17 protein-coding genes are annotated in these 18,596 nt (G+C 40.5%); 1 reads left to right on the forward strand and 16 read right to left on the reverse strand.

The features are described 5' to 3' along the window. Nucleotide 1 precedes the first annotated feature (1 nt). The 3 genes from remA to AC4D4B_RS10390 all read right to left on the reverse strand — a co-directional run bounded on the left by remA (nucleotide 2) and on the right by AC4D4B_RS10390 (nucleotide 3,964). Complete coding sequence (gene remA, locus AC4D4B_RS10380) at nucleotides 2-265, reverse strand: extracellular matrix/biofilm regulator RemA (protein WP_066100607.1); 264 nt, start codon at nucleotides 263-265, stop codon at nucleotides 2-4. A gap of 59 nt (nucleotides 266-324) precedes the next feature. Continuing rightward, a complete protein-coding gene (locus AC4D4B_RS10385) occupies nucleotides 325-1,233 on the reverse strand; it encodes a YicC/YloC family endoribonuclease (RefSeq protein WP_490999879.1) in 909 nt (302 codons plus the stop codon). Nucleotides 1,234-1,294: 61 nt separating this feature from the next. Then, a complete protein-coding gene (locus AC4D4B_RS10390; RefSeq protein ID WP_490995936.1) occupies nucleotides 1,295-3,964 on the reverse strand; it encodes a calcium-translocating P-type ATPase, SERCA-type in 2,670 nt (889 codons plus the stop codon). 136 nt (nucleotides 3,965-4,100) lie between these two features. Here AC4D4B_RS10390 and AC4D4B_RS10395 point away from each other — a divergent pair, with 136 nt between their 5' ends. Further along, nucleotides 4,101-5,804: an Rqc2 family fibronectin-binding protein gene (locus tag AC4D4B_RS10395; protein ID WP_490995937.1), complete on the forward strand. Its 1,704-nt coding sequence runs from the start codon at nucleotides 4,101-4,103 to the stop codon at nucleotides 5,802-5,804. A gap of 43 nt (nucleotides 5,805-5,847) precedes the next feature. Here the strand turns inward: AC4D4B_RS10395 and AC4D4B_RS10400 are convergent, their stop codons facing one another. The 13 genes from AC4D4B_RS10400 to AC4D4B_RS10460 form a co-directional block, all read right to left on the reverse strand. Next, nucleotides 5,848-6,483, reverse strand: a complete 636-nt coding sequence (locus AC4D4B_RS10400; protein ID WP_066100617.1) for an SdpI family protein — start codon at nucleotides 6,481-6,483, stop codon at nucleotides 5,848-5,850. Nucleotides 6,484-6,509: 26 nt separating this feature from the next. Continuing rightward, complete coding sequence (locus tag AC4D4B_RS10405) at nucleotides 6,510-6,776, reverse strand: autorepressor SdpR family transcription factor (RefSeq protein ID WP_066100620.1); 267 nt, start codon at nucleotides 6,774-6,776, stop codon at nucleotides 6,510-6,512. Nucleotides 6,777-7,090: 314 nt separating this feature from the next. Next, the gene (locus AC4D4B_RS10410; RefSeq protein WP_140461250.1) at nucleotides 7,091-7,837 is read right to left on the reverse strand and encodes an SDR family NAD(P)-dependent oxidoreductase; all 747 of its coding nucleotides are present in this window, start codon (nucleotides 7,835-7,837) and stop codon (nucleotides 7,091-7,093) included. A gap of 138 nt (nucleotides 7,838-7,975) precedes the next feature. After that, on the reverse strand, nucleotides 7,976-8,677 hold the full coding sequence (locus tag AC4D4B_RS10415) for a zinc finger domain-containing protein (RefSeq protein WP_490999895.1): 702 nt from the start codon (nucleotides 8,675-8,677) through the stop codon (nucleotides 7,976-7,978). Beyond that, nucleotides 8,661-8,813, reverse strand: coding sequence for a hypothetical protein (locus tag AC4D4B_RS10420; protein WP_490999880.1), 153 nt, complete (start codon nucleotides 8,811-8,813; stop codon nucleotides 8,661-8,663). The genes AC4D4B_RS10415 and AC4D4B_RS10420 overlap by 17 nt, the downstream gene beginning before the upstream one ends. Nucleotides 8,814-9,068: 255 nt before the next feature. Then, nucleotides 9,069-9,698, reverse strand: a complete 630-nt coding sequence (pyrE, locus tag AC4D4B_RS10425; protein WP_140461248.1) for an orotate phosphoribosyltransferase — start codon at nucleotides 9,696-9,698, stop codon at nucleotides 9,069-9,071. After that, entirely contained in the window at nucleotides 9,695-10,408 is a 714-nt protein-coding gene (pyrF, locus tag AC4D4B_RS10430; protein ID WP_490999881.1) for an orotidine-5'-phosphate decarboxylase, read from the reverse strand. The genes pyrE and pyrF overlap by 4 nt, the downstream gene beginning before the upstream one ends. Then, nucleotides 10,380-11,324 (reverse strand): dihydroorotate dehydrogenase, encoded by a 945-nt coding sequence (locus AC4D4B_RS10435; RefSeq protein WP_490999882.1) that lies wholly within the window; start codon nucleotides 11,322-11,324, stop codon nucleotides 10,380-10,382. Before AC4D4B_RS10435 ends, pyrF begins: the two co-directional genes overlap by 29 nt. Beyond that, the gene (locus tag AC4D4B_RS10440; protein WP_490999883.1) at nucleotides 11,321-12,082 is read right to left on the reverse strand and encodes a dihydroorotate dehydrogenase electron transfer subunit; all 762 of its coding nucleotides are present in this window, start codon (nucleotides 12,080-12,082) and stop codon (nucleotides 11,321-11,323) included. The genes AC4D4B_RS10435 and AC4D4B_RS10440 overlap by 4 nt, the downstream gene beginning before the upstream one ends. Beyond that, nucleotides 12,079-15,291, reverse strand: a complete 3,213-nt coding sequence (gene carB / locus AC4D4B_RS10445) for a carbamoyl-phosphate synthase large subunit (RefSeq protein WP_490999884.1) — start codon at nucleotides 15,289-15,291, stop codon at nucleotides 12,079-12,081. Before carB ends, AC4D4B_RS10440 begins: the two co-directional genes overlap by 4 nt. Next, nucleotides 15,288-16,376, reverse strand: coding sequence for a carbamoyl phosphate synthase small subunit (locus AC4D4B_RS10450; RefSeq protein WP_140461243.1), 1,089 nt, complete (start codon nucleotides 16,374-16,376; stop codon nucleotides 15,288-15,290). Before AC4D4B_RS10450 ends, carB begins: the two co-directional genes overlap by 4 nt. Further along, the gene (gene pyrC, locus AC4D4B_RS10455; protein ID WP_490995944.1) at nucleotides 16,373-17,659 is read right to left on the reverse strand and encodes a dihydroorotase; all 1,287 of its coding nucleotides are present in this window, start codon (nucleotides 17,657-17,659) and stop codon (nucleotides 16,373-16,375) included. The genes AC4D4B_RS10450 and pyrC overlap by 4 nt, the downstream gene beginning before the upstream one ends. After that, nucleotides 17,622-18,560, reverse strand: a complete 939-nt coding sequence (locus AC4D4B_RS10460; RefSeq protein WP_490999885.1) for an aspartate carbamoyltransferase catalytic subunit — start codon at nucleotides 18,558-18,560, stop codon at nucleotides 17,622-17,624. The genes pyrC and AC4D4B_RS10460 overlap by 38 nt, the downstream gene beginning before the upstream one ends. Nucleotides 18,561-18,596 lie beyond the last annotated feature (36 nt).

The raw sequence follows: 18,596 nt of genomic DNA on the forward strand, positions 1-18,596 counted from the left end.
CCTATCCTTCCAACACGCTCTCATCACGGTCATGTAACCTCGCAGCCACGGTCTCCGGCTGTACCGCAGAAAGAACCACATGGTCACTATCGGTTATAATCACTGCGCGTGTTCTTCTTCCATATGTAGCATCTATAAGCGAACCCTTGTCCCTGGCATCCTGAATAATCCTTTTAATAGGTGCAGATTCAGGACTTACAATGGTAACAATGCGATTAGCAGAAACTATATTCCCAAATCCAATATTAATCAACTTTATGGACATTGAAGCAGCCTCCATCCCTCTTACCTAGTGTATGCTTGTATGTACTGTCATAAACTGTATTATTCTACATTTTGAACCTGTTCCTTCATTTTCTCAAGAATTGTTTTCATCTCGACAACTTTTCTTGCGATTATGGCATCGTTTGCTTTAGAGCCGATTGTATTTGTTTCCCGATTCATCTCCTGGATGAGAAAATCAAGCTTTCTGCCAATCGGACCGCTTGCCTCTAATGATTCTAGAAATTGCGCGATATGGCTTTTTAACCTTGAAACTTCTTCATGTATATCTGCTTTATCTGTAAATAAAGCTACTTCTGTTAATAGCCTGTTTTGATCAAAAATATCTCCAACTGCTTCTTCAAGCTTTTGTTTGAGCCGGCTGCTATATTGCTTAACAACTTCCGGTGCACGTTCCCTGACATCCTCAACCTCTGCATCAAATTTTTTGATATGCTCGGTTAAATCGCTCTTTAGGAACTCACCTTCTGTTTCCCGCATATTTGACAAGCGAGAAGCAGCTTTTTCTACCGTACCAAGCAGCATTTTCTCGAGATCGGCATTAACTTCTTCCTTTTCATCAATAGAGATAATATGTTCGAGATGAAGCAAATCAGTCATCTCCGGTTCTGCAAACGCACTGTACTTATTATTGAATTCAGTAGATATATTCATGAATTGGTCAATTAAATCCCAATTAGGTGTCATCGTTCTTTTAACGGTTCCATCACCCTGAAGGCTGATAAATACTTCTATTCTACCTCTATGCAGCTTTTGCTGAATAATCTTTTTAATCCTGTCTTCATACATGAGCAGTTGACGAGGTGATCGGATACTGCATTCAAAAAAACGATGATTCACACTTTTCATCTCAATGGTTATGGATAATGCATCATTTTCTGTCTTCGCTCTTCCATACCCTGTCATGCTTAAAATCATCCGGCCCCAGCTCCAATCAGTAACATTATACATGCTAATATAAAATAAAAAGGTAATAGAGCTCACTCTACTACCTTAAAAATTATATCACAATTTATTTAGATTTACTTACAAAAAATGTACCTGCCAATAAAAAAGTTGGGATAGACGCCATTCCGACAATTAATAGCCAATCCCGAGGCGCTATCGGCACCGTATGGAAAACGGCTTGTAAAGGTGGATAGTACAAGGCAATCATCATAAGAATTAAAGAAGAAACGACTGCCCATACAAGATACATATTGCCAAATGGGTTTCTTGAAAAGATTGATTTTTCACTTCTGCAATCAAATACATGAATTAATTGTGCAAGGACCAGAGTTACAAAGGCTACCGTCTGAGCATATTGTAAATTATCAGGATTCGATTTATATACGGTTATAAACGCGAGCAATGTGGCAATACCAATCAAGAATCCTCTTGATATGATTTTCCAACCTAATCCTCTAGCGAATACCCCCTCTTTTGGATGACGAGGACCTCGCTTCATCACATTTTCTTCAGGTTGATCGAGTCCCAGTGCCATAGCCGGCAATCCATCCGTAACTAGGTTTACCCATAAAATCTGGATCGGCAATAAAGGTAAGGGCAGTCCAATGATCATTGCAAATAACATAACTAAAATTTCTCCTACATTTGATGCTAATAAATAGCGTACGAATTTACGAATATTTTCGTAAATATTTCTACCTTCTCTTATGGCCGATTTTATGGTTGCAAAATTATCGTCCAATAAAATTAACGAAGATGTTTCTTTAGCCACATCCGTACCGGATATACCCATCGCTATTCCAATATCTGCAGCCTTTATAGCTGGTGCATCATTCACTCCGTCTCCTGTCATAGCCACTATATGTCCTACTCGTTGAAAGGCACTGACTATTTTCAATTTATGCTCTGGTGAAACACGGGCAAAAACAGTCGTCTCGTCAACGATATTTTCCAAATCATCCACAGACATCGCATCTAAATCTTTACCGGTCAGCACACGGTCCCCTTCGCGGAATATTTCCAATTGTTTACCGATAGCCTTTGCTGTTATTAAGTGATCGCCGGTTATCATCACCGTTTTAATACCTGCATCGCGACATTCTAGCACCGCTTTCCTTACTTCTGGACGCGGTGGATCCATCATTCCTTCAAGGCCAAGGAATATCAATTCATTTTCAGCATCCGTTTGGTCAAGAATTGCTTGATTGGCCGGTACACTTTTGTAGGCAACCGCAATTGTCCTTAATGCTTGTTCAGCCATATGTTCAGTTGTATTCCCAATGGACTCACGAAGTTGCTCGTCCATATGCTGCACTCTGCCATTGGTCATAACCGTTGTACATTTCCCAAGTAAGACATCAGGTGCCCCTTTTGTAATGACAAATTGCCTTCCGTTATGATCCTTTACCAGCACACTCATTAATTTACGTTCTGATTCAAAAGGAAACTCCTTTAAAATCTTATACTTTTCAAATAAAAGCTGGCGGTCGATTCCCTTCTTCATAGCGGCAACAAGCATAGCTCCTTCAGTCGGATCCCCATCTATATAGTACTTTTTCTTTTTAAGCTTTAGCTCAGCGTTGTTACAAAGGATACCATAGGTGAGCAGTTGCTTTAACTCCGTATCATCCTGATGACCGCTGACACATTCAAACTTACCTGTTGGGTCAAACCCCTTCCCGGACACTGACCACTGCTGCCCTGAAACCCAAACCTTAATCACCATCATCTTATTTTCTGTCATCGTCCCTGTTTTATCAGAACAAATAACCGATGCACAGCCCAATGTTTCTACAGCAGGCAGTTTCCTTACGATCGCTTTCTGGCGAATCATTCGCTGGACTCCGAGGGATAAGGCTACCGTAACGATTGCCGGCAAACCTTCAGGAATAGCAGCTACGGCTAAAGATACTCCCGCAAGAACCATGGTGTATAAGTTATTTCCTTGTAAAACACCAATACCTACAACTAATAAAGTCAGCAGTAAAGCAACAACAATAAGTATTTTTCCCAGTTGTTCAAGTCGAAGCTGCAAAGGCGTCTGCTGCGTATTGGCACTTTGCAACAGATCTGCGATTTGGCCCATTGCCGTTTTCATTCCTGTCGCAACAACTATACCCTCACCTGACCCACGTGTTACCATCGTTCCCATAAATGCCATATTAACCTGATCGCCGATTCCCTCTTGACCATCACTTCTTGATTCTTCCGTTTTAGCGACCGGGAGAGATTCACCTGTCAATGCAGATTCTTCTATTTCAAGATTGTACTGTTTGAAAATCCTCATATCAGCACCTATACGGTCGCCGCTTGAAAACTTCACTATATCTCCTGGTACACATTCTTTAGCAGGTATTTTCGACCATAACCCATCTCGTAATACAATCATTTGCGGTGCAGCCATTTCCTTTAAAGCAGACAGCGATTTTTCTGCTTTCCTTTCCTGAAAAAACCCCAATAAACCATTAATCAATACAATCATGATAATGGCAATGGCATCAATATACTCTCCCAGCAAACCCGAAACGAGAGTAGCCGCAAGCAGGATAAGTACCATAAAATCTTTAAACTGCTGAAAAAACAGAATTAAAGCGGATTGCTTTTCTCCTTCTGCCAATTCATTTTCTCCGTATTGGTTTAACCTTTTTTTTGCTTCCTGATGACTTAACCCTTTTTTTGTATGTACTCCAAAAGCGGATTGTAGCTTTTCTTTGTCCATTTCTACAAGTTTCATGTGACGGATACTACCTCCTTAACAATCCGAATAACTTTCTTTGGTACATGTTTATTCAGAGTTGTCCTAAAAAATGCTATACTTGTTAGAATGGAGATTTATAATTTGAATACTTACTAAAGAAGGTGTCACACATATGTCCTTTGACGGTTTTTTTACAAGAGCAATGACCGAAGAATTATCAGCGACGTTAACTGGTGGACGAATAACAAAAATTCATCAGCCCTATAAAAATGAATTACTGCTAGTCATTCGCGCAGGCAGAACCAATCATAAGCTTCTGCTGTCTGCACATCCAAGCTATGCCCGTGTACAACTAACAGAAGAAAACACGGATAATCCTTCAGAAGCACCCATGTTTTGCATGCTGCTTCGTAAACATTTGGAAGGCTATTTTATAGAGAAAATCGAACAGCCTGAATTGGAAAGAATTATTAAATTTGAAATTAGAGGGCGCAATGAAATCGGCGATATAACTCAAAAGTTATTAATCATCGAGATAATGGGCAAACACAGCAATATTATTCTTGTTGATAAAGAAAGAAATATGATCATAGACTGTATCAAGCATGTACCGCCTGCTTTAAATAGCTACAGGACATTATTGCCAGGTCATTCCTATGTTTTGCCGCCAGCTCAGAATAAAGTCAATCCGCTCTCAGATATTGATAAAGGCTTGACATACATTGATTATTTTGCAGGCAGAATTGATAAACAATTGGTCACACAATTTGCCGGTATCTCTCCTCTGCTTGCGAAAGAAATAACCTACAGGGCTGGTCTCGTAAACAGGGAGACCGTTCCAGAGAGCTTTAATACGATCATGGAGCAGTTAAAATCACATAATTATCAGCCAACATTGGTTACAGGAGATAAGGAAGCTTTCTACCTCATCCCCCTTCAGCATTTGAAAGGTGATCAGAAGGAATTTCCTTCTCTAAGCTTATTGTTAGATCGCTTTTATTATCAAAAAGCGGATCGGGATCGCGTCAAGCAGCAAGCGCATGACCTGGAAAGAATTCTCTCAAATGAAAAAGAAAAAAATGAAAAGAAACTAATAAAATTAGAAGAGACTCTGCAGGATTCAGAGAAGGCAGAAATATTCAAGAAATACGGGGAACTGATAACCGGTCATATTTACGCTTTAAACAAAGGAATGAAGAGTGCTGAAGTAATTGATTATTATGATGAAAATCAACCTACTCTTTTGATTGAGCTCGATGTCCGAAAAACCCCTTCTGAAAATGCTCAATGGTATTTTTCTAAATATCAAAAGGCAAAGAACGCCAAATCCTTTGTAATCGATCAAATCGAAAAAACAAATGAAGAAATTCAATATCTCGATAATTTAATCCATCAAATGAACACCGCCTCACCAAGAGATTTGCAGGAAATCCGTGAAGAGCTTGAAGAAGGCGGATATGTAAAAAAAAGATATACCAAAAAGCAAGGGAAGAAAAAAGATTTGAAGCCTGTCCTTGATTCCTATTTGTCCAGTGATGGCATTGAAATTTTGGTAGGTAAAAATAATAAGCAGAATGAATATTTAACCAATCGCTTAGCGGCTAAAAACCAGCTTTGGTTCCATACAAAGGATATTCCGGGATCCCATGTTGTCATCCGCGATACAAATCCTACCGAACAAACGATAAAAGAAGCCGCCATTCTGGCTGCCTATTTCAGTAAGGCAAGGCAATCAAGCCAAGTCCCGGTAGACTCCACTCTAATCAGACATGTAAAAAAACCAGCCGGCTCAAAACCAGGCTTTGTAACCTATGATAATCAAACAACCTACTATGTTACACCGGATGAAGAATTGGTTTTATCCTTAAAAGCATAGAAAAAACGCAGCGGACTAAATCTTCCGCTGCGTTTTCATTATATTATTCTTTTGTTATTGCTCTAAATAGAAAATATGAATAGCCTGTTGGCACAATCACTATAATGGCAGTTACACCCATGATCATATAATACTCCCAATCTGCAGGCATGAAAATCGTAAGGAAAATGAGTAGGCCCCCACCCATAAATAACTTGCCGCCTAAACGATGCGTCTTTCTCCAAACTTCATCATTGCTGAGTGTCCAGGGCGTTCGTATACCAACAAAAAAATTAGTTCTTGCTTGCTGAATATAATTTCCAAGAATCATAAATAGCAGACCTACAATAGGCCCAGCCAAACGTTCCATTGGGATATCAATTCCCAGACATATGAGTAATGTAATCATATTGATAACAAAAAACAATGTAATAAGTGCATAATTAATGATCAGATAACCTTTTGAAAAATAATTAAAATTTTTCTTTTTCGGATCAATTTTAGGAATTACCATCATGAGAACATAAGTAAAAATCATAATGGAATGCAAGGTAAAAAAAGCAGCTCCCTTCGATTGAAATCCATCTGCTCCATCTTTACCCCAATGAATCGGCACCTCTGCAGGTAAGGATGGGAAAAAGGCCAGCCAGCTAATGATTGATATGGCAATTAAAGTAATTGGAAAAATATTCCTTTTCATAATTTTCCCCTCTTTCTTCATCTGTTTTAATCTTTTTGGGGCTGAGTAATCCCATATGCCCAACTGATCAGATCCTGCAGAACAGTTGTATTTAAAGAATAATACACATATTGCCCCTTTTTGATATGATGGACTAAGCCTGCGCTTTTCAAGATTTTTAAATGCTGAGATATGCTTGGCTTGGACATATCAAAATGTTCATGTATCTCCCCGGCTGTTAAATCACCATCTTTTAATAAATCAAGAATTTTTCTGCGTGTGGGGTCCGATAAAGCTTTAAAAGTCTCATTCATTTTCAATAACCCCCATAAATATTTGATGATGTATAAGTAATTAAGTAATTACTTAAATAATAAACGGTAAAGATAGCCTTGTAAATAGGTAGCAACCTAAGAATTAAAAAATTTAATTATGAACAGGATCAAAGTGTATCCACAGTTATATTAATCTGTTTTTGTTTTCTTCTTGAAATTTCCCTCTTATACACAACTCGCTAAAGTATGGAAGCAAAAAAAGACTGCAATAAAAAAATATCAGGGATCATCCCTGATATTTTTTAGCCTCCGTGATGGCCAGTCAGTTGATTTTCACCTATCGCCCGATTGAGCTATCTAGCTAATAGTCCCCCATCCACGACATACTCCGCTCCCGTTATATAGGAGGCGTCGTCCGAGGCTAAAAACAAGACTGGTTTAGAGATTTCTTGTGGGTCTGATAATCGTCCTATCGGAGCTGTAGCATACATATCCAGTTGTTCTTGTGTATAGGTTTCTTTTAGCAGCGGGGTTAATACACCTCCTGGACATATCACATTGATTCGAATATTCTTGTCGGCGTATTCTACGGCTGCTGCTTTCGTCAACCCGTTCACTGCATGTTTGGCTGCCGTATACGCCACATTGGGGGTTCCATTGACATGTCTTAATCCTGCGGTAGATGATATATTTACAATGGAGCCTCCACCCGCCTCGATCATATGCGGAATTAACGCTTTCATCCCATAGAAGGTTCCATGTTGGTCTATACTTATGATTTTGAGGTAGTCTTCATCTGCCAAATCGGTCAGCGAAGACACAGGACCAGCATATCCAGCATTATTCACCAAAACCGTCACAGGTCCAAAGGCTTCAACCGCTTGGTTTATGACATGTTTCCAATCGTCTGGATTGGTTACATCGTGTTTCACAAATAGTGTGTTCTCCCCGAGCTCTTTCGATAACGTCCTTCCCTCCGCTTCGAGTACATCCGTAATCACCACTTTAGCTCCTTCTTTGACAAACTCTCTTACGTGTTCAGAACCCATTCCTCGTGATGCACCCGTGATAATTGCCACTTTTCCATCCAGTCTCCCCATGCTCTTTTCCTCCTTTTTATTCACATTCACACTCATACTTTTACCCAATTTTTGGTATTTGCAAGCGTCTTTTAGTGGGATTGTCTAACTAAAACTGATGTTTCCTGGATGAACAAAATCAAAAAAAGACAGAATATTTCATTCCGTCTTTGACAACCTCTGACACGCAGGACAAATGTACGAGGTGGTGCTTCCTGTTTTGATCGATTGAATGGTCTCCCCGCATCTAGGGCAAGGTTCCCCTTTTTTATACGCTATCTGAAAATCACTCGTCGAGTACCCACCGTTGTGTCCATAAAAATCCTTTTCAAGAGAAAAACTCCCCTTGGATAAAGAATGGTGCAATTGTTCCTGCATGCTGTCATAGAGGTTTTTGACCTCTTCTTCCGATAGGTCGGATACTTTCTTCTGAGGATGAATTCCGCTTTCAAACAAGATATCGTGAATATACATATTGCCGATTCCGCCAACGTTTTTTTGATTCAACAAGAAGGATTTAATTCCCGCTTTTTTTCCGTTAACCAACCGTCTGATATAGTCATAGGTAAATTCCTCATCGAATGGAGTGAAGGCAATATCTTTGATTGATTTTTCTTCTTTGATTTCTTGTTCATTGGCGATATACACTTTTCCAAACCACCAAAATCGGATGGAAAACCCTGTCCCATCTTGAAATTGGATAAGGAATTGATATTTTTCCTGAACGGGATTGGATGAAATGTGTTCAAAATAAAGCAAATCTCCTCCCATCCCAAGCGAAATTAACATATTTTCTCCATTCGATAAGGAAACGATGATCCATTTTCCTTTATTTTGAACCGCTTTAACCGTTGATCCTATTACTCGTGATGAAAATACAAACGCCGAAACATTGCAGCACTTTTTGCTGCTTTATTTCCACCCGTTCAATTTGTTTACCCGTGAGAGAGTCATTCATCTGGGTGCTAAATTGATAGATTTCGGGTAACTCTGCCATTCTCCATTCCTCCTTTTATGCCAGTTTACCTTATCCGGAGACTATTACGAGAGCCGAATGAACAAAAAGACTGAATGAAACCACTCAGTCTTTTTCCTTATGATATTTCTTATTGGCGGCTCGCGGTATACTCTCCCTCTAATTCTAGCAATCGCTCAATCAGATCACCTATAATCAACATAACGTTTAACAGACATAAACAAAAAGGGGAAACTCAAACAAATTCAAATCATTTCTCGCTGACTCTTTATGTATTTAGTTGACCCAACTCTCATCATAAGGATTTTGCTTCCATTTACGGAGCTTATTCAGCTCCTCCTTTGTCACGTATTGGTGTTCTTCCGCAACTTCAATAAGAGTTGAATAATCGCTTAAGGAATAGTATGGAATCTCAATATCAGCAAATGCACTAGTTGCTTTATCCATTTCATATGTAAAGATTGATACAACCCCTAGTACATCACAGCCGGCTTCACGCAATGCCTTGGCACATGTGATTGAGCTTCCTCCCGTTGAGATCAAATCCTCCACGATGACCACTTTATCGCTTTTTTCCGCTTTCCCCTCAATTTGATTTCCTTTTCCATGCCCTTTTGCACTGGAACGTACATAAATCATCGGGAAATCCAGTTGTTCACTTACCCAGGCAGCATGCGGTATACCTGCTGTAGCTGTTCCTGCAATAATCTCTGCTTCAGGAAATTTTTCTTTTATTAATTGAGCCAGACCTTTCGCTATATCCTTCCGTACTTCCGGATAAGACATCGTTAATCGATTATCACAATAAATGGGAGATTTGATCCCAGATGACCAGGTAAAAGGATGGCTTGGCTGTAAGGCAACGGCTTGAATAGATAATAAACGCTCTGCTATTTTTCTTTTCATATCGTTCTCTCCCATTCTTCAACAATCTTATAATAGGCCTCTATTGGATTCTCTGCCTTTGTAATAATTCTACCCACAACGATATAATCACTTCCCTGCACACTAGCCATAAATGGTGTAGCCACTCTTTGTTGGTCTTCTGCTGTATCACTAGCCAGACGAATTCCAGGAGTAACGGTTATAAAATTTCGGCCAACCTGATTTTTAATTTGCTGGACTTCATGTACGGAACAAACCACTCCATCAAGGTCTGATTCTTTTGCTAATTGACTATAATGAATGACACTTTCAGCCAGGGTTGACTGAATGAATTGCTCTCTTTGCATCTGCTCTTCACTTGTACTCGTCAATTGAGTAACTGCTATACATAGCGGTCTTTTTTCTCCAGGAGGAGTACCCTTTTCAAGACCTTCAAGTGCATATTCCATCATCTTTCTTCCGCCTGCTGCATGAACATTAACCATATCGACTCGCAGTCTTGCCACTGTTTCCATTGCTTTCCCAACCGTATTGGGAATATCGTGCAATTTTAAGTCCAGAAAAATGTCATGTCCCAATTCTTTAATTGCCGTAATGATAGAAGGACCTTCCCCGTAATAAAGCTCCATACCTACTTTAACAGCCAGTTTTTCCTCATTAAATTTATGTAAAAAACGCAAGGTAAGCTCTCTATTAGGAAAATCAAGCGCGATAACCGGTGTACTGCGCATTCTTATTCCAACTCCTTCCTATACATTCAGATATATGATCAAACCCGAGTGATAAAATAAGATCTGGCAGAGCGTCAATAATCTCTGGAATTACAAACGGATTAATGAAGTTTGCTGTTCCAACCGCAACCGCACTCGCACCTGCATATAGGAATTCAATTACATCCTCTGCTGTTTCAATGCCGCCCATGCCAATGATAGGAATCGAAACCTGTGAGCTAACATCATGAATCATTCGAATCGCAACCGGCTTAATAGTCGGCCCTGATAAACCGCCTGTCCGATTCGCTAAAATCGGCTGGGCTGTTTTGAGATCAATACGCATTCCTATTAGTGTATTAATCATCGTCAGTCCATCAGCACCGCCTTCTTCGACTGCCTTCGCAATGGAAACTATATCGCTGACATTCGGAGACAATTTAACGTAGACTGGCACTGAAGATACTTCTTTTACCGCTTTAGTTAATTCTTTAGCCACAGACGGATCGGTACCAAATTGAATACCGCCGCATTTTACATTCGGACAGGAAATATTTAGTTCAAGAGCATGCACATTCGGAGCTGTACTTATCCGTTTCGCCGTCTCCACGTAATCCTCCATCAAGGTTCCTGCCACATTAGCAATAATCGGTACATCGTACGTATTAAGCCATGGAAGTTCCTCATTCATCACATGCTCCAAGCCAGGGTTTTGAAGTCCAATAGCATTTAGCATCCCTGCATTTGTTTCCGCTACTCTTGGGGTCGGATTTCCAAAACGCGGTTCAAGAGTCGTTGATTTAATGATGACGGCACCCAACTTGCCGAGATCATAGAACTGGCTGTATTCCCTGCCAAACCCGAAACAACCAGATGCCGGCATAATCGGATTTTTTAAGGCTAATCCAGGCAGCTGCATACGTAATTGATTATTCATATGACCACCTCCTCTGAACGAAATACCGGGCCATCCGTACATATCTTCCGGTAACCATTTTCCGGGGTACGGCACACACAGGCAAAGCAGGCTCCTATTCCGCAGCCCATTCTCTCTTCAAGCGAAATAAACACCTTTTTCCCTTCATATTTATCCTTAACGGCCTTTAGCATCGGTGTTGGTCCACATGCATAAACCACATCAATGTCCAACGGAGCTGAAGCATTTGTTACATATCCTTTTATTCCGTACGTCCCGTCTTCAGTTGTGACAATGGTCTCCCCGAGCTCAGCAAATTCGTTCTCATAAAAAATATCAGCTTTGGTACGGAGACCAAAAATATGAATGACAGATACACCTTTTGCCGTTAAATCTCTTGATAGCTGTAATAAAGGTGGTATTCCAATTCCTCCGCCAATCAAAAGTGCTTTTCCTCCCGGGTTCACTTCCTCAATCGTAAACCCATTGCCAAGCGGACCAAGCACATCGACTTTTTCCCCCGGCTTTTTTTCAGAAAGAATGCTGGTTCCCTTTCCTTCCGCTCTGTAAACGATTGTAAAACGAGATTGCTCAGGGTCAATCTGACATATGCTGATTGGCCTGCGCAGCAAAGGGCCTATCCCATCCGATACTTTGATATGTACAAATTGTCCGGGCATTGTCATGGAGGAGACAAGCGTCCCCTCCATAATCATTTCAAATATTTTCGGTGCAATCATTCGATGGCTGACGACTGTCATCATCTCTTTTTGAATCATAAGCTGATTGCCTCCTTGGCTGTTTGCATATGGTTCATTTTAGTTGTCGAAAACGTTAGCGATTCCAGTACTGTTAAAATGGCATTGGCCGTATCCAAGGAAGTCATGCAAGGAATCCCATTTTCAACCGACTCACGACGAATTCTAAAGCCATCACGTTCAGGCTGTTTTCCCTTGGTTAACGTATTAATCACCAGCTGTGCTTTGCCGTTATGAATCATATCCAATAAGTTCGGCTCTTCACTGCCAATTTTTCCAACAATTCGACATGGAATATTCGCTTGATCTAACGCTTGAGCCGTTCCCTCTGTAGCAATGATTTGATAGCCGATTTCATTGAAACGTTCCGCAAGTAAAACGGCCTCTTCTTTGTCTTTATCCGCAACAGTCAAGAGGACAGTTCCATATTGCTTTATCTGAATTCCTGATGCAATTAACCCTTTATACAAGGCCTTTTGTAATGTATCGTCTTTTCCCAGCACCTCACCTGTTGACTTCATTTCTGGTCCGAGCGTAATTTCAACCTGGCGTAGCTTCGCGAATGAAAATACCGGTACTTTTACGTAAACACCCGTCTTTTCAGGTACAAGACCATTTTCGAAACCATAATCTTTAAGCTTTTGTCCCAAAATGACCTTAGTAGCCAAGTTTGCCATTGGAACATTAGTGATCTTGCTTAAGAACGGCACAGTCCTGCTTGAACGGGGATTAACTTCAATTACATACACTTCATTATTGGAGACTACATATTGGATATTAAACAAGCCAATGATATTTAAACCCTTTGCCAGTTTAATCGTATAATCTATGATTTTTTCTTTCATACTCTCTGATAGATTCTGTGGAGGGTAGACTGCTATAGAATCGCCGGAATGAACGCCAGCCCGTTCAATATGCTCCATGATTCCCGGAATAACAACTGTTTCACCATCAGAAATCGCATCCACTTCAATTTCTTTCCCTGTTAAATAACGATCGATTAATACAGGATGCTTCGGATTTATCTTTACGGCATTTTCCATATAATGCAGTAAATCCTCCTGATCATCCACGATCTCCATTGCCCTTCCACCGAGAACATAGGACGGCCTTACCAAAATAGGGTATCCAATCTCATCAGCCACTTCGACTGCTTCCTCCACTGACAAGGCTGTTTTCCCTTTAGGCTGCGGGATATTCAGTTCCGTTAAGGCTTGCTCAAACATATCGCGATTTTCAGATCGATCCACATCCTCTAAAGACGTTCCCAGTATCTTAACTCCTCTTTCTACAAGGGCTGAGGCAAGATTAATGGCAGTCTGGCCGCCAAATTGTACAATAACTCCTTCTGGTTTTTCTAAATCTATGACATTCATCACATCTTCAATCGTTAAGGGCTCAAAATATAATTTGTCTGATATGCTAAAATCAGTTGAGACCGTTTCCGGATTGCTGTTTATAATAATCGCTTCATAGCCGGCCTCTTTAATCGCCCAGACAGAATGAACAGTTGCGTAATCAAATTCAACTCCCTGCCCGATTCGAATGGGTCCTGAACCAAGTACGACGACACTCCTCTTTGGTGTTACGATTGATTCATTCTCATCCTCATAAGTGGAGTAAAAATATGGTGTTTCAGATTCAAACTCCGCAGCACAGGTATCGACCATTTTAAATACCGGTTTAATTTGATTGTCCATGCGCCATTGATACACTTCCAATTCAGAGCTATTCCAAAGCTTTGCCAAGATATAATCAGAGAAACCAAGTTTTTTGGCTATTAATGTATATCCCGGATGGAAGGGGGCTTCTAATAGTTTAGCTTCCATTTCAACAATCTTTGCAAATTTATGCAGAAAGAATAAATCAATCCGAGACCATTCATGGATCAACTGAATCGTTAATCCGCGCTTCAGCCCTTCAGCAATATAAAATAGACGTTCATCTGTTGCTTTTTTAATTTGTTTTTCAATCTCTTCATCCATAATCATCTCAGCCTTGGGCAATTCAAAGTGTAAGATTCCAACCTCTAGGGAGCGAATTGCTTTTAATAGAGATTCCTCGAACGTTCTGCCAATTGCCATAACCTCACCAGTTGCTTTCATTTGCGTTCCGAGGGTTCTGTTCCCTTCCTCAAATTTATCAAAAGGCCAGCGTGGTATTTTGGTTACGACATAATCAAGTGCCGGTTCAAAGCTCGCATATGTTTTACCGGTTACGGGATTGATCATCTCATCAAGTGTCAAACCAACTGCAATTTTAGCTGCAAGCTTTGCAATGGGATAACCGGTTGCTTTAGAAGCAAGTGCAGACGAACGGCTCACCCTTGGGTTAACCTCGATAATGTAGTAATTGAAGCTATCTGGATCAAGAGCAAGCTGAACATTACAGCCTCCTTCAATTTTTAAAGAACGAATAATTTTCAACGACGCATTGCGCAATAATTGATATTCTCGATCGCTCAATGTTTGGCTCGGTGCCACTACAATCGAATCTCCCGTATGTATTCCGACAGGATCGATATTTTCCATGTTACAAACCACGATTGCATTATCATTCGAATCTCTCATGACTTCATATTCAATTTCCTTGAACCCTGCAATACTTTTTTCCAGCAAGCATTGGGTGACAGGACTGCTCTTGAGACCACCGGCTACAATCTCGCGTAATTCCTCTTCGTTTGAACAGATTCCGCCGCCTGTCCCTCCAAGTGTATAAGCCGGTCGTACAATTACAGGGTATCCTACAGTCTGAACAAAAGCCTCGGCTTCTTCCAGATTATGAATAATTGCGCTGTCAGGAACCGGTTCATTCAATTCGTTCATTAAGGTTCGGAATAGATCACGGTCCTCAGCCTGCTCAATTGCCGATAGCTTTGTTCCCAGAATTTCAACACTGCATTCCTCGAGCACTCCAGAATTGGACAGTTCTACAGCCAGATTTAGTCCAGTTTGCCCTCCAAGTGTGGGCAATAAAGCATCAGGGCGTTCTTTACGGATGATTTTACTGACAAACTCTAACGTTAATGGCTCAATATAAACCGCATCTGCAATTTCCGTGTCTGTCATAATTGTAGCCGGGTTGGAATTTACCAGGACTACACGATACCCTTCTTCTTTTAATGCCAGACAAGCTTGTGTACCCGCATAATCAAATTCTGCTGCCTGGCCGATTACAATCGGTCCGGATCCAATAACCAGGATGGATTTAATATCTGTACGTTTACTCATTTTACTGCCTCCTTCAGTTTGGATCTCTCAATCATGCTAATGAATTGATCAAATAAATAATTTGCGTCCTCCGGGCCAGGCGATGATTCCGGGTGATATTGGACGGTGAAAGCATCGTAGTATTTATGTCTTAATCCCTCAATCGTTCCATCATTTAATGCAATATGCGTAACTTCCAAGTCTGTTTGTTCAATAGAGTCATATTTTACTGTGTATCCATGGTTTTGCGAGGTCAGTGCAATTTTACCTGTTTTTAAATCTTTAACTGGGTGATTGGAACCGCGATGCCCAAATTTCATTTTTTCAGTTTCAGCATTACATGCTAAAGCGAACAACTGGTGACCGAGACAAATACCGAACATTGGCACTTTTCCGATAATTTTTCTTATCATTTCAATCGCTTCCGGAACATTTTCAGGGTCTCCCGGTCCATTTGTCAGCATGATACCATCCGGACGCAGCGTCATAATTTCTTCAAAGGTAGTATTATAAGGAACAACGATTACATCACAGCCTCGATTATTTAATTCTCTTAATATTCCATGCTTCATTCCGAAATCCACCACGACTACTCGATAACCGCGTCCTGGACTGGGAAACGCTTTTTTTGTAGATACCTTTTGAACCTGATTACGAGGCAGCACAGTTGCTTTCACTTGGTGGAGCATCGTTTCAGCATCTTTAGTTATTGAACAAATTACACCTTTTACTGTACCTCTTTCACGAATCATTCTTGTCAATTTCCGAGTATCAATCCCTGCAATGCCAGGAATATTCTTTATTTTCATATATTCATCAAGAGAAAAATCACTTCTCCAATTCGAAGGAAAATCAGCCACTTCTTTTACAATTAGGCCACTAAGACTCGGAGCGATTGACTCAAAATCATCCCTATTGATTCCATAGTTACCGATTAAAGGATAAGTCATCGTAATAATTTGACCACAATAAGAAGGGTCAGATAAAATCTCCTGATAACCGGTCATCCCCGTATTAAATACAACCTCACCAATTTTATCGCTTTCTCCTCCAAATGCTTCACCAATAAAAATTGTTCCATCTTCTAAAATTAATTGTCTCTTCATTCAGTTAGACTTCCTTTCTGCCAAACTACTTTACCTTCCACAATCGTCATAACCGGCCATCCTTGACAGCTCAGGCCAGCAAATGGTGTGTTTTTTCCTTTGGAAAGAAAGGTTTGAGGATTAATTACTTGCTCTTCTTCTAAATCAATCAGAACTAGATCCGCTTGTCTTCCTATTTCTATTTTTCCGTAGTTAAGTTTAAATGCTTGAGCTGGTTTTATCGTCAAGAAATCAATTAATTGTTTCAGGGTCATCGCTCCCTTTTTCACCAAATATGTATACAACAGCGGAAAAGCTGTTTCTAATCCAACTATGCCAAACGGTGCAAGCCTGATATGTTGTGATTTTTCTTCTTCTGAATGGGGGGCATGATCCGTAGCGATAAAATCAATCGTCCCGTCTAACAGGCCTTCTAGCAATGCTTTTTTGTCATCCTCACCTCTTAAAGGCGGATTCATTTTAAAATTAGGATCCAGCTCCTTAATGTCCATTTCGGACAGTAACAAATGATGTGGGGTTACCTCTGCTGTTACATGTATGCCTGCTTTCTTGGCATCACGAACCGTTCTTACAGACTCCTTCGTGCTGATGTGGCAAACATGATAATGGCACCCTGTTGTCTCAGCCAGTAATACATCCCTGGCAATATGGACCGCTTCACATACTGAAGGGATGCCGGGTAATTCATGTTCTCTCGAATAGATTCCTTCATGTACACATCCACTTTGAATTAACGAATTATCCTCACAATGAGCGACAATGGTCATATCCAGTTTTGCAGCTTTTTTCATAGCTTCAAGCATCATACCAGCTGACTGGATGCCGACTCCGTCATCTGTAAAGGCAAATGCTCCGGATTTTTTCAGAGATTCAAAATCAGTTAATTCCTTTCCGAGCTCCCTGACTGTAATTGATGCATAGGGCAATACCCTTGTGCTCGCCGTTTCTCTTATTCTATTATTTAACGAACGTAAATGTTCGGCTGTATCCGGAACGGGTCGTGTATTCGGCATAGCAGCTACAGTGGTAAATCCGCCTTTTGCTGCAGCCTGTGTACCTGTTTCAATCGTTTCTTTATGTTCTCCTCCCGGCTCTCTTAGGTGAACATGCAAATCGATAAAACCAGGTGCCAATAAAAATCCTTTAGCATGAATGATGTTTGCCTGCTGATTTGGCAATTCATCCTGGATATCGGAAATCACTCCGTTTTGAATTAAAATATCCTTTGTGACCTGTGTTCCATCCTCAAGATAAAATTGCGCACTTTTTATAATTGTATTCATGATTTGCCGCTCCTCCCCTTTGCTCGATACTATTTTTTAAAGCAGCCATTCTCACATATACTCCATTGGTCATTTGTTTAAATATTCGCGAACGTGCGCATTCAACTAAAGAATCATCAATTTCCACACCTCTGTTCACTGGCGCAGGATGCATAATTATACAATTACTCCTCAGCCGCCTCTCCCTTTCAATCGTCAATCCGTATCTGTTCAAATATTCTATTTTGCTCATAGGCATTTCCTCTGAATGACGTTCATGCTGGATCCGAAGCAACATAACTACATCTGCATTTTCGATAGCGTCATCAATTGGTTGATAGGACACATTACTTCCCGGAAGATTCGCCCAATCATGCGGGCCGGAGAATACAATCTTTGCACCTAGCCTGGTCAGTGTTTCCGCATTTGTCCGAGCTACGCGGCTATGCCTGATATCTCCTACGATCGCCACTTTTAAACCTCGGAACGTTTGAAATTCCTGCTTAATGGTCATCAAATCCAATAAACATTGCGTAGGATGATGCCCGCATCCATCACCAGCATTCATTATGGATAAATATACACCACTTTGTATTAAATTTGCAAAAAAATTATCTTCTGAATGACGAATTACTACGGTTTCCACTCCAATTGCTTCTAAAGTCTTCACTGTATCGGATAGGCTTTCGCCTTTTAATACACTTGATGTTTGCACTTCAAAAGGGATTACATCCAGCCCAAGCTTCCGCTGTGCCATTTCAAAGCTGATTTTAGTACGCGTGCTCGCTTCAAAAAATAAATTTGCTACAAAGTGTCTTTTTGCTGGCATCCACGTTTCCCCATTAGCAAATGCCTCAGCATCTAAAAGCAAGCCTGTAATTTCCTCAATCGACAAATCTGTCATCGTAAGTAAATGTTTCACAATCAACCAGCCTCCCATATTCTAAAAAAAAACCCT

The organism is Pradoshia sp. Z6_59 (assembly GCF_058267515.1).

What these genes read in the sequence shown, in the direction of transcription:
- AC4D4B_RS10450 (WP_140461243.1), bottom strand. Translation starts at nt 16,376, where the DNA reads ATGAAGAGACAATTAATTTTAGAAGATGGAACAATTTTTATTGGTGAA.
- AC4D4B_RS10390 (WP_490995936.1), bottom strand. Translation starts at nt 3,964, where the DNA reads ATGAAACTTGTAGAAATGGACAAAGAAAAGCTACAATCCGCTTTTGGA.
- AC4D4B_RS10410 (WP_140461250.1), bottom strand. Translation starts at nt 7,837, where the DNA reads ATGGGGAGACTGGATGGAAAAGTGGCAATTATCACGGGTGCATCACGA.
- carB (WP_490999884.1), bottom strand. Translation starts at nt 15,291, where the DNA reads ATGAGTAAACGTACAGATATTAAATCCATCCTGGTTATTGGATCCGGA.
- pyrF (WP_490999881.1), bottom strand. Translation starts at nt 10,408, where the DNA reads ATGCGCAGTACACCGGTTATCGCGCTTGATTTTCCTAATAGAGAGCTT.
- remA (WP_066100607.1), bottom strand. Translation starts at nt 265, where the DNA reads ATGTCCATAAAGTTGATTAATATTGGATTTGGGAATATAGTTTCTGCT.
- pyrC (WP_490995944.1), bottom strand. Translation starts at nt 17,659, where the DNA reads ATGAATACAATTATAAAAAGTGCGCAATTTTATCTTGAGGATGGAACA.
- AC4D4B_RS10405 (WP_066100620.1), bottom strand. Translation starts at nt 6,776, where the DNA reads ATGAATGAGACTTTTAAAGCTTTATCGGACCCCACACGCAGAAAAATT.
- AC4D4B_RS10385 (WP_490999879.1), bottom strand. Translation starts at nt 1,233, where the DNA reads ATGTATAATGTTACTGATTGGAGCTGGGGCCGGATGATTTTAAGCATG.
- AC4D4B_RS10420 (WP_490999880.1), bottom strand. Translation starts at nt 8,813, where the DNA reads ATGGCAGAGTTACCCGAAATCTATCAATTTAGCACCCAGATGAATGAC.
- AC4D4B_RS10440 (WP_490999883.1), bottom strand. Translation starts at nt 12,082, where the DNA reads ATGATTCAAAAAGAGATGATGACAGTCGTCAGCCATCGAATGATTGCA.
- AC4D4B_RS10435 (WP_490999882.1), bottom strand. Translation starts at nt 11,324, where the DNA reads ATGAATAATCAATTACGTATGCAGCTGCCTGGATTAGCCTTAAAAAAT.
- AC4D4B_RS10395 (WP_490995937.1), top strand. Translation starts at nt 4,101, where the DNA reads ATGTCCTTTGACGGTTTTTTTACAAGAGCAATGACCGAAGAATTATCA.
- pyrE (WP_140461248.1), bottom strand. Translation starts at nt 9,698, where the DNA reads ATGAAAAGAAAAATAGCAGAGCGTTTATTATCTATTCAAGCCGTTGCC.
- AC4D4B_RS10400 (WP_066100617.1), bottom strand. Translation starts at nt 6,483, where the DNA reads ATGAAAAGGAATATTTTTCCAATTACTTTAATTGCCATATCAATCATT.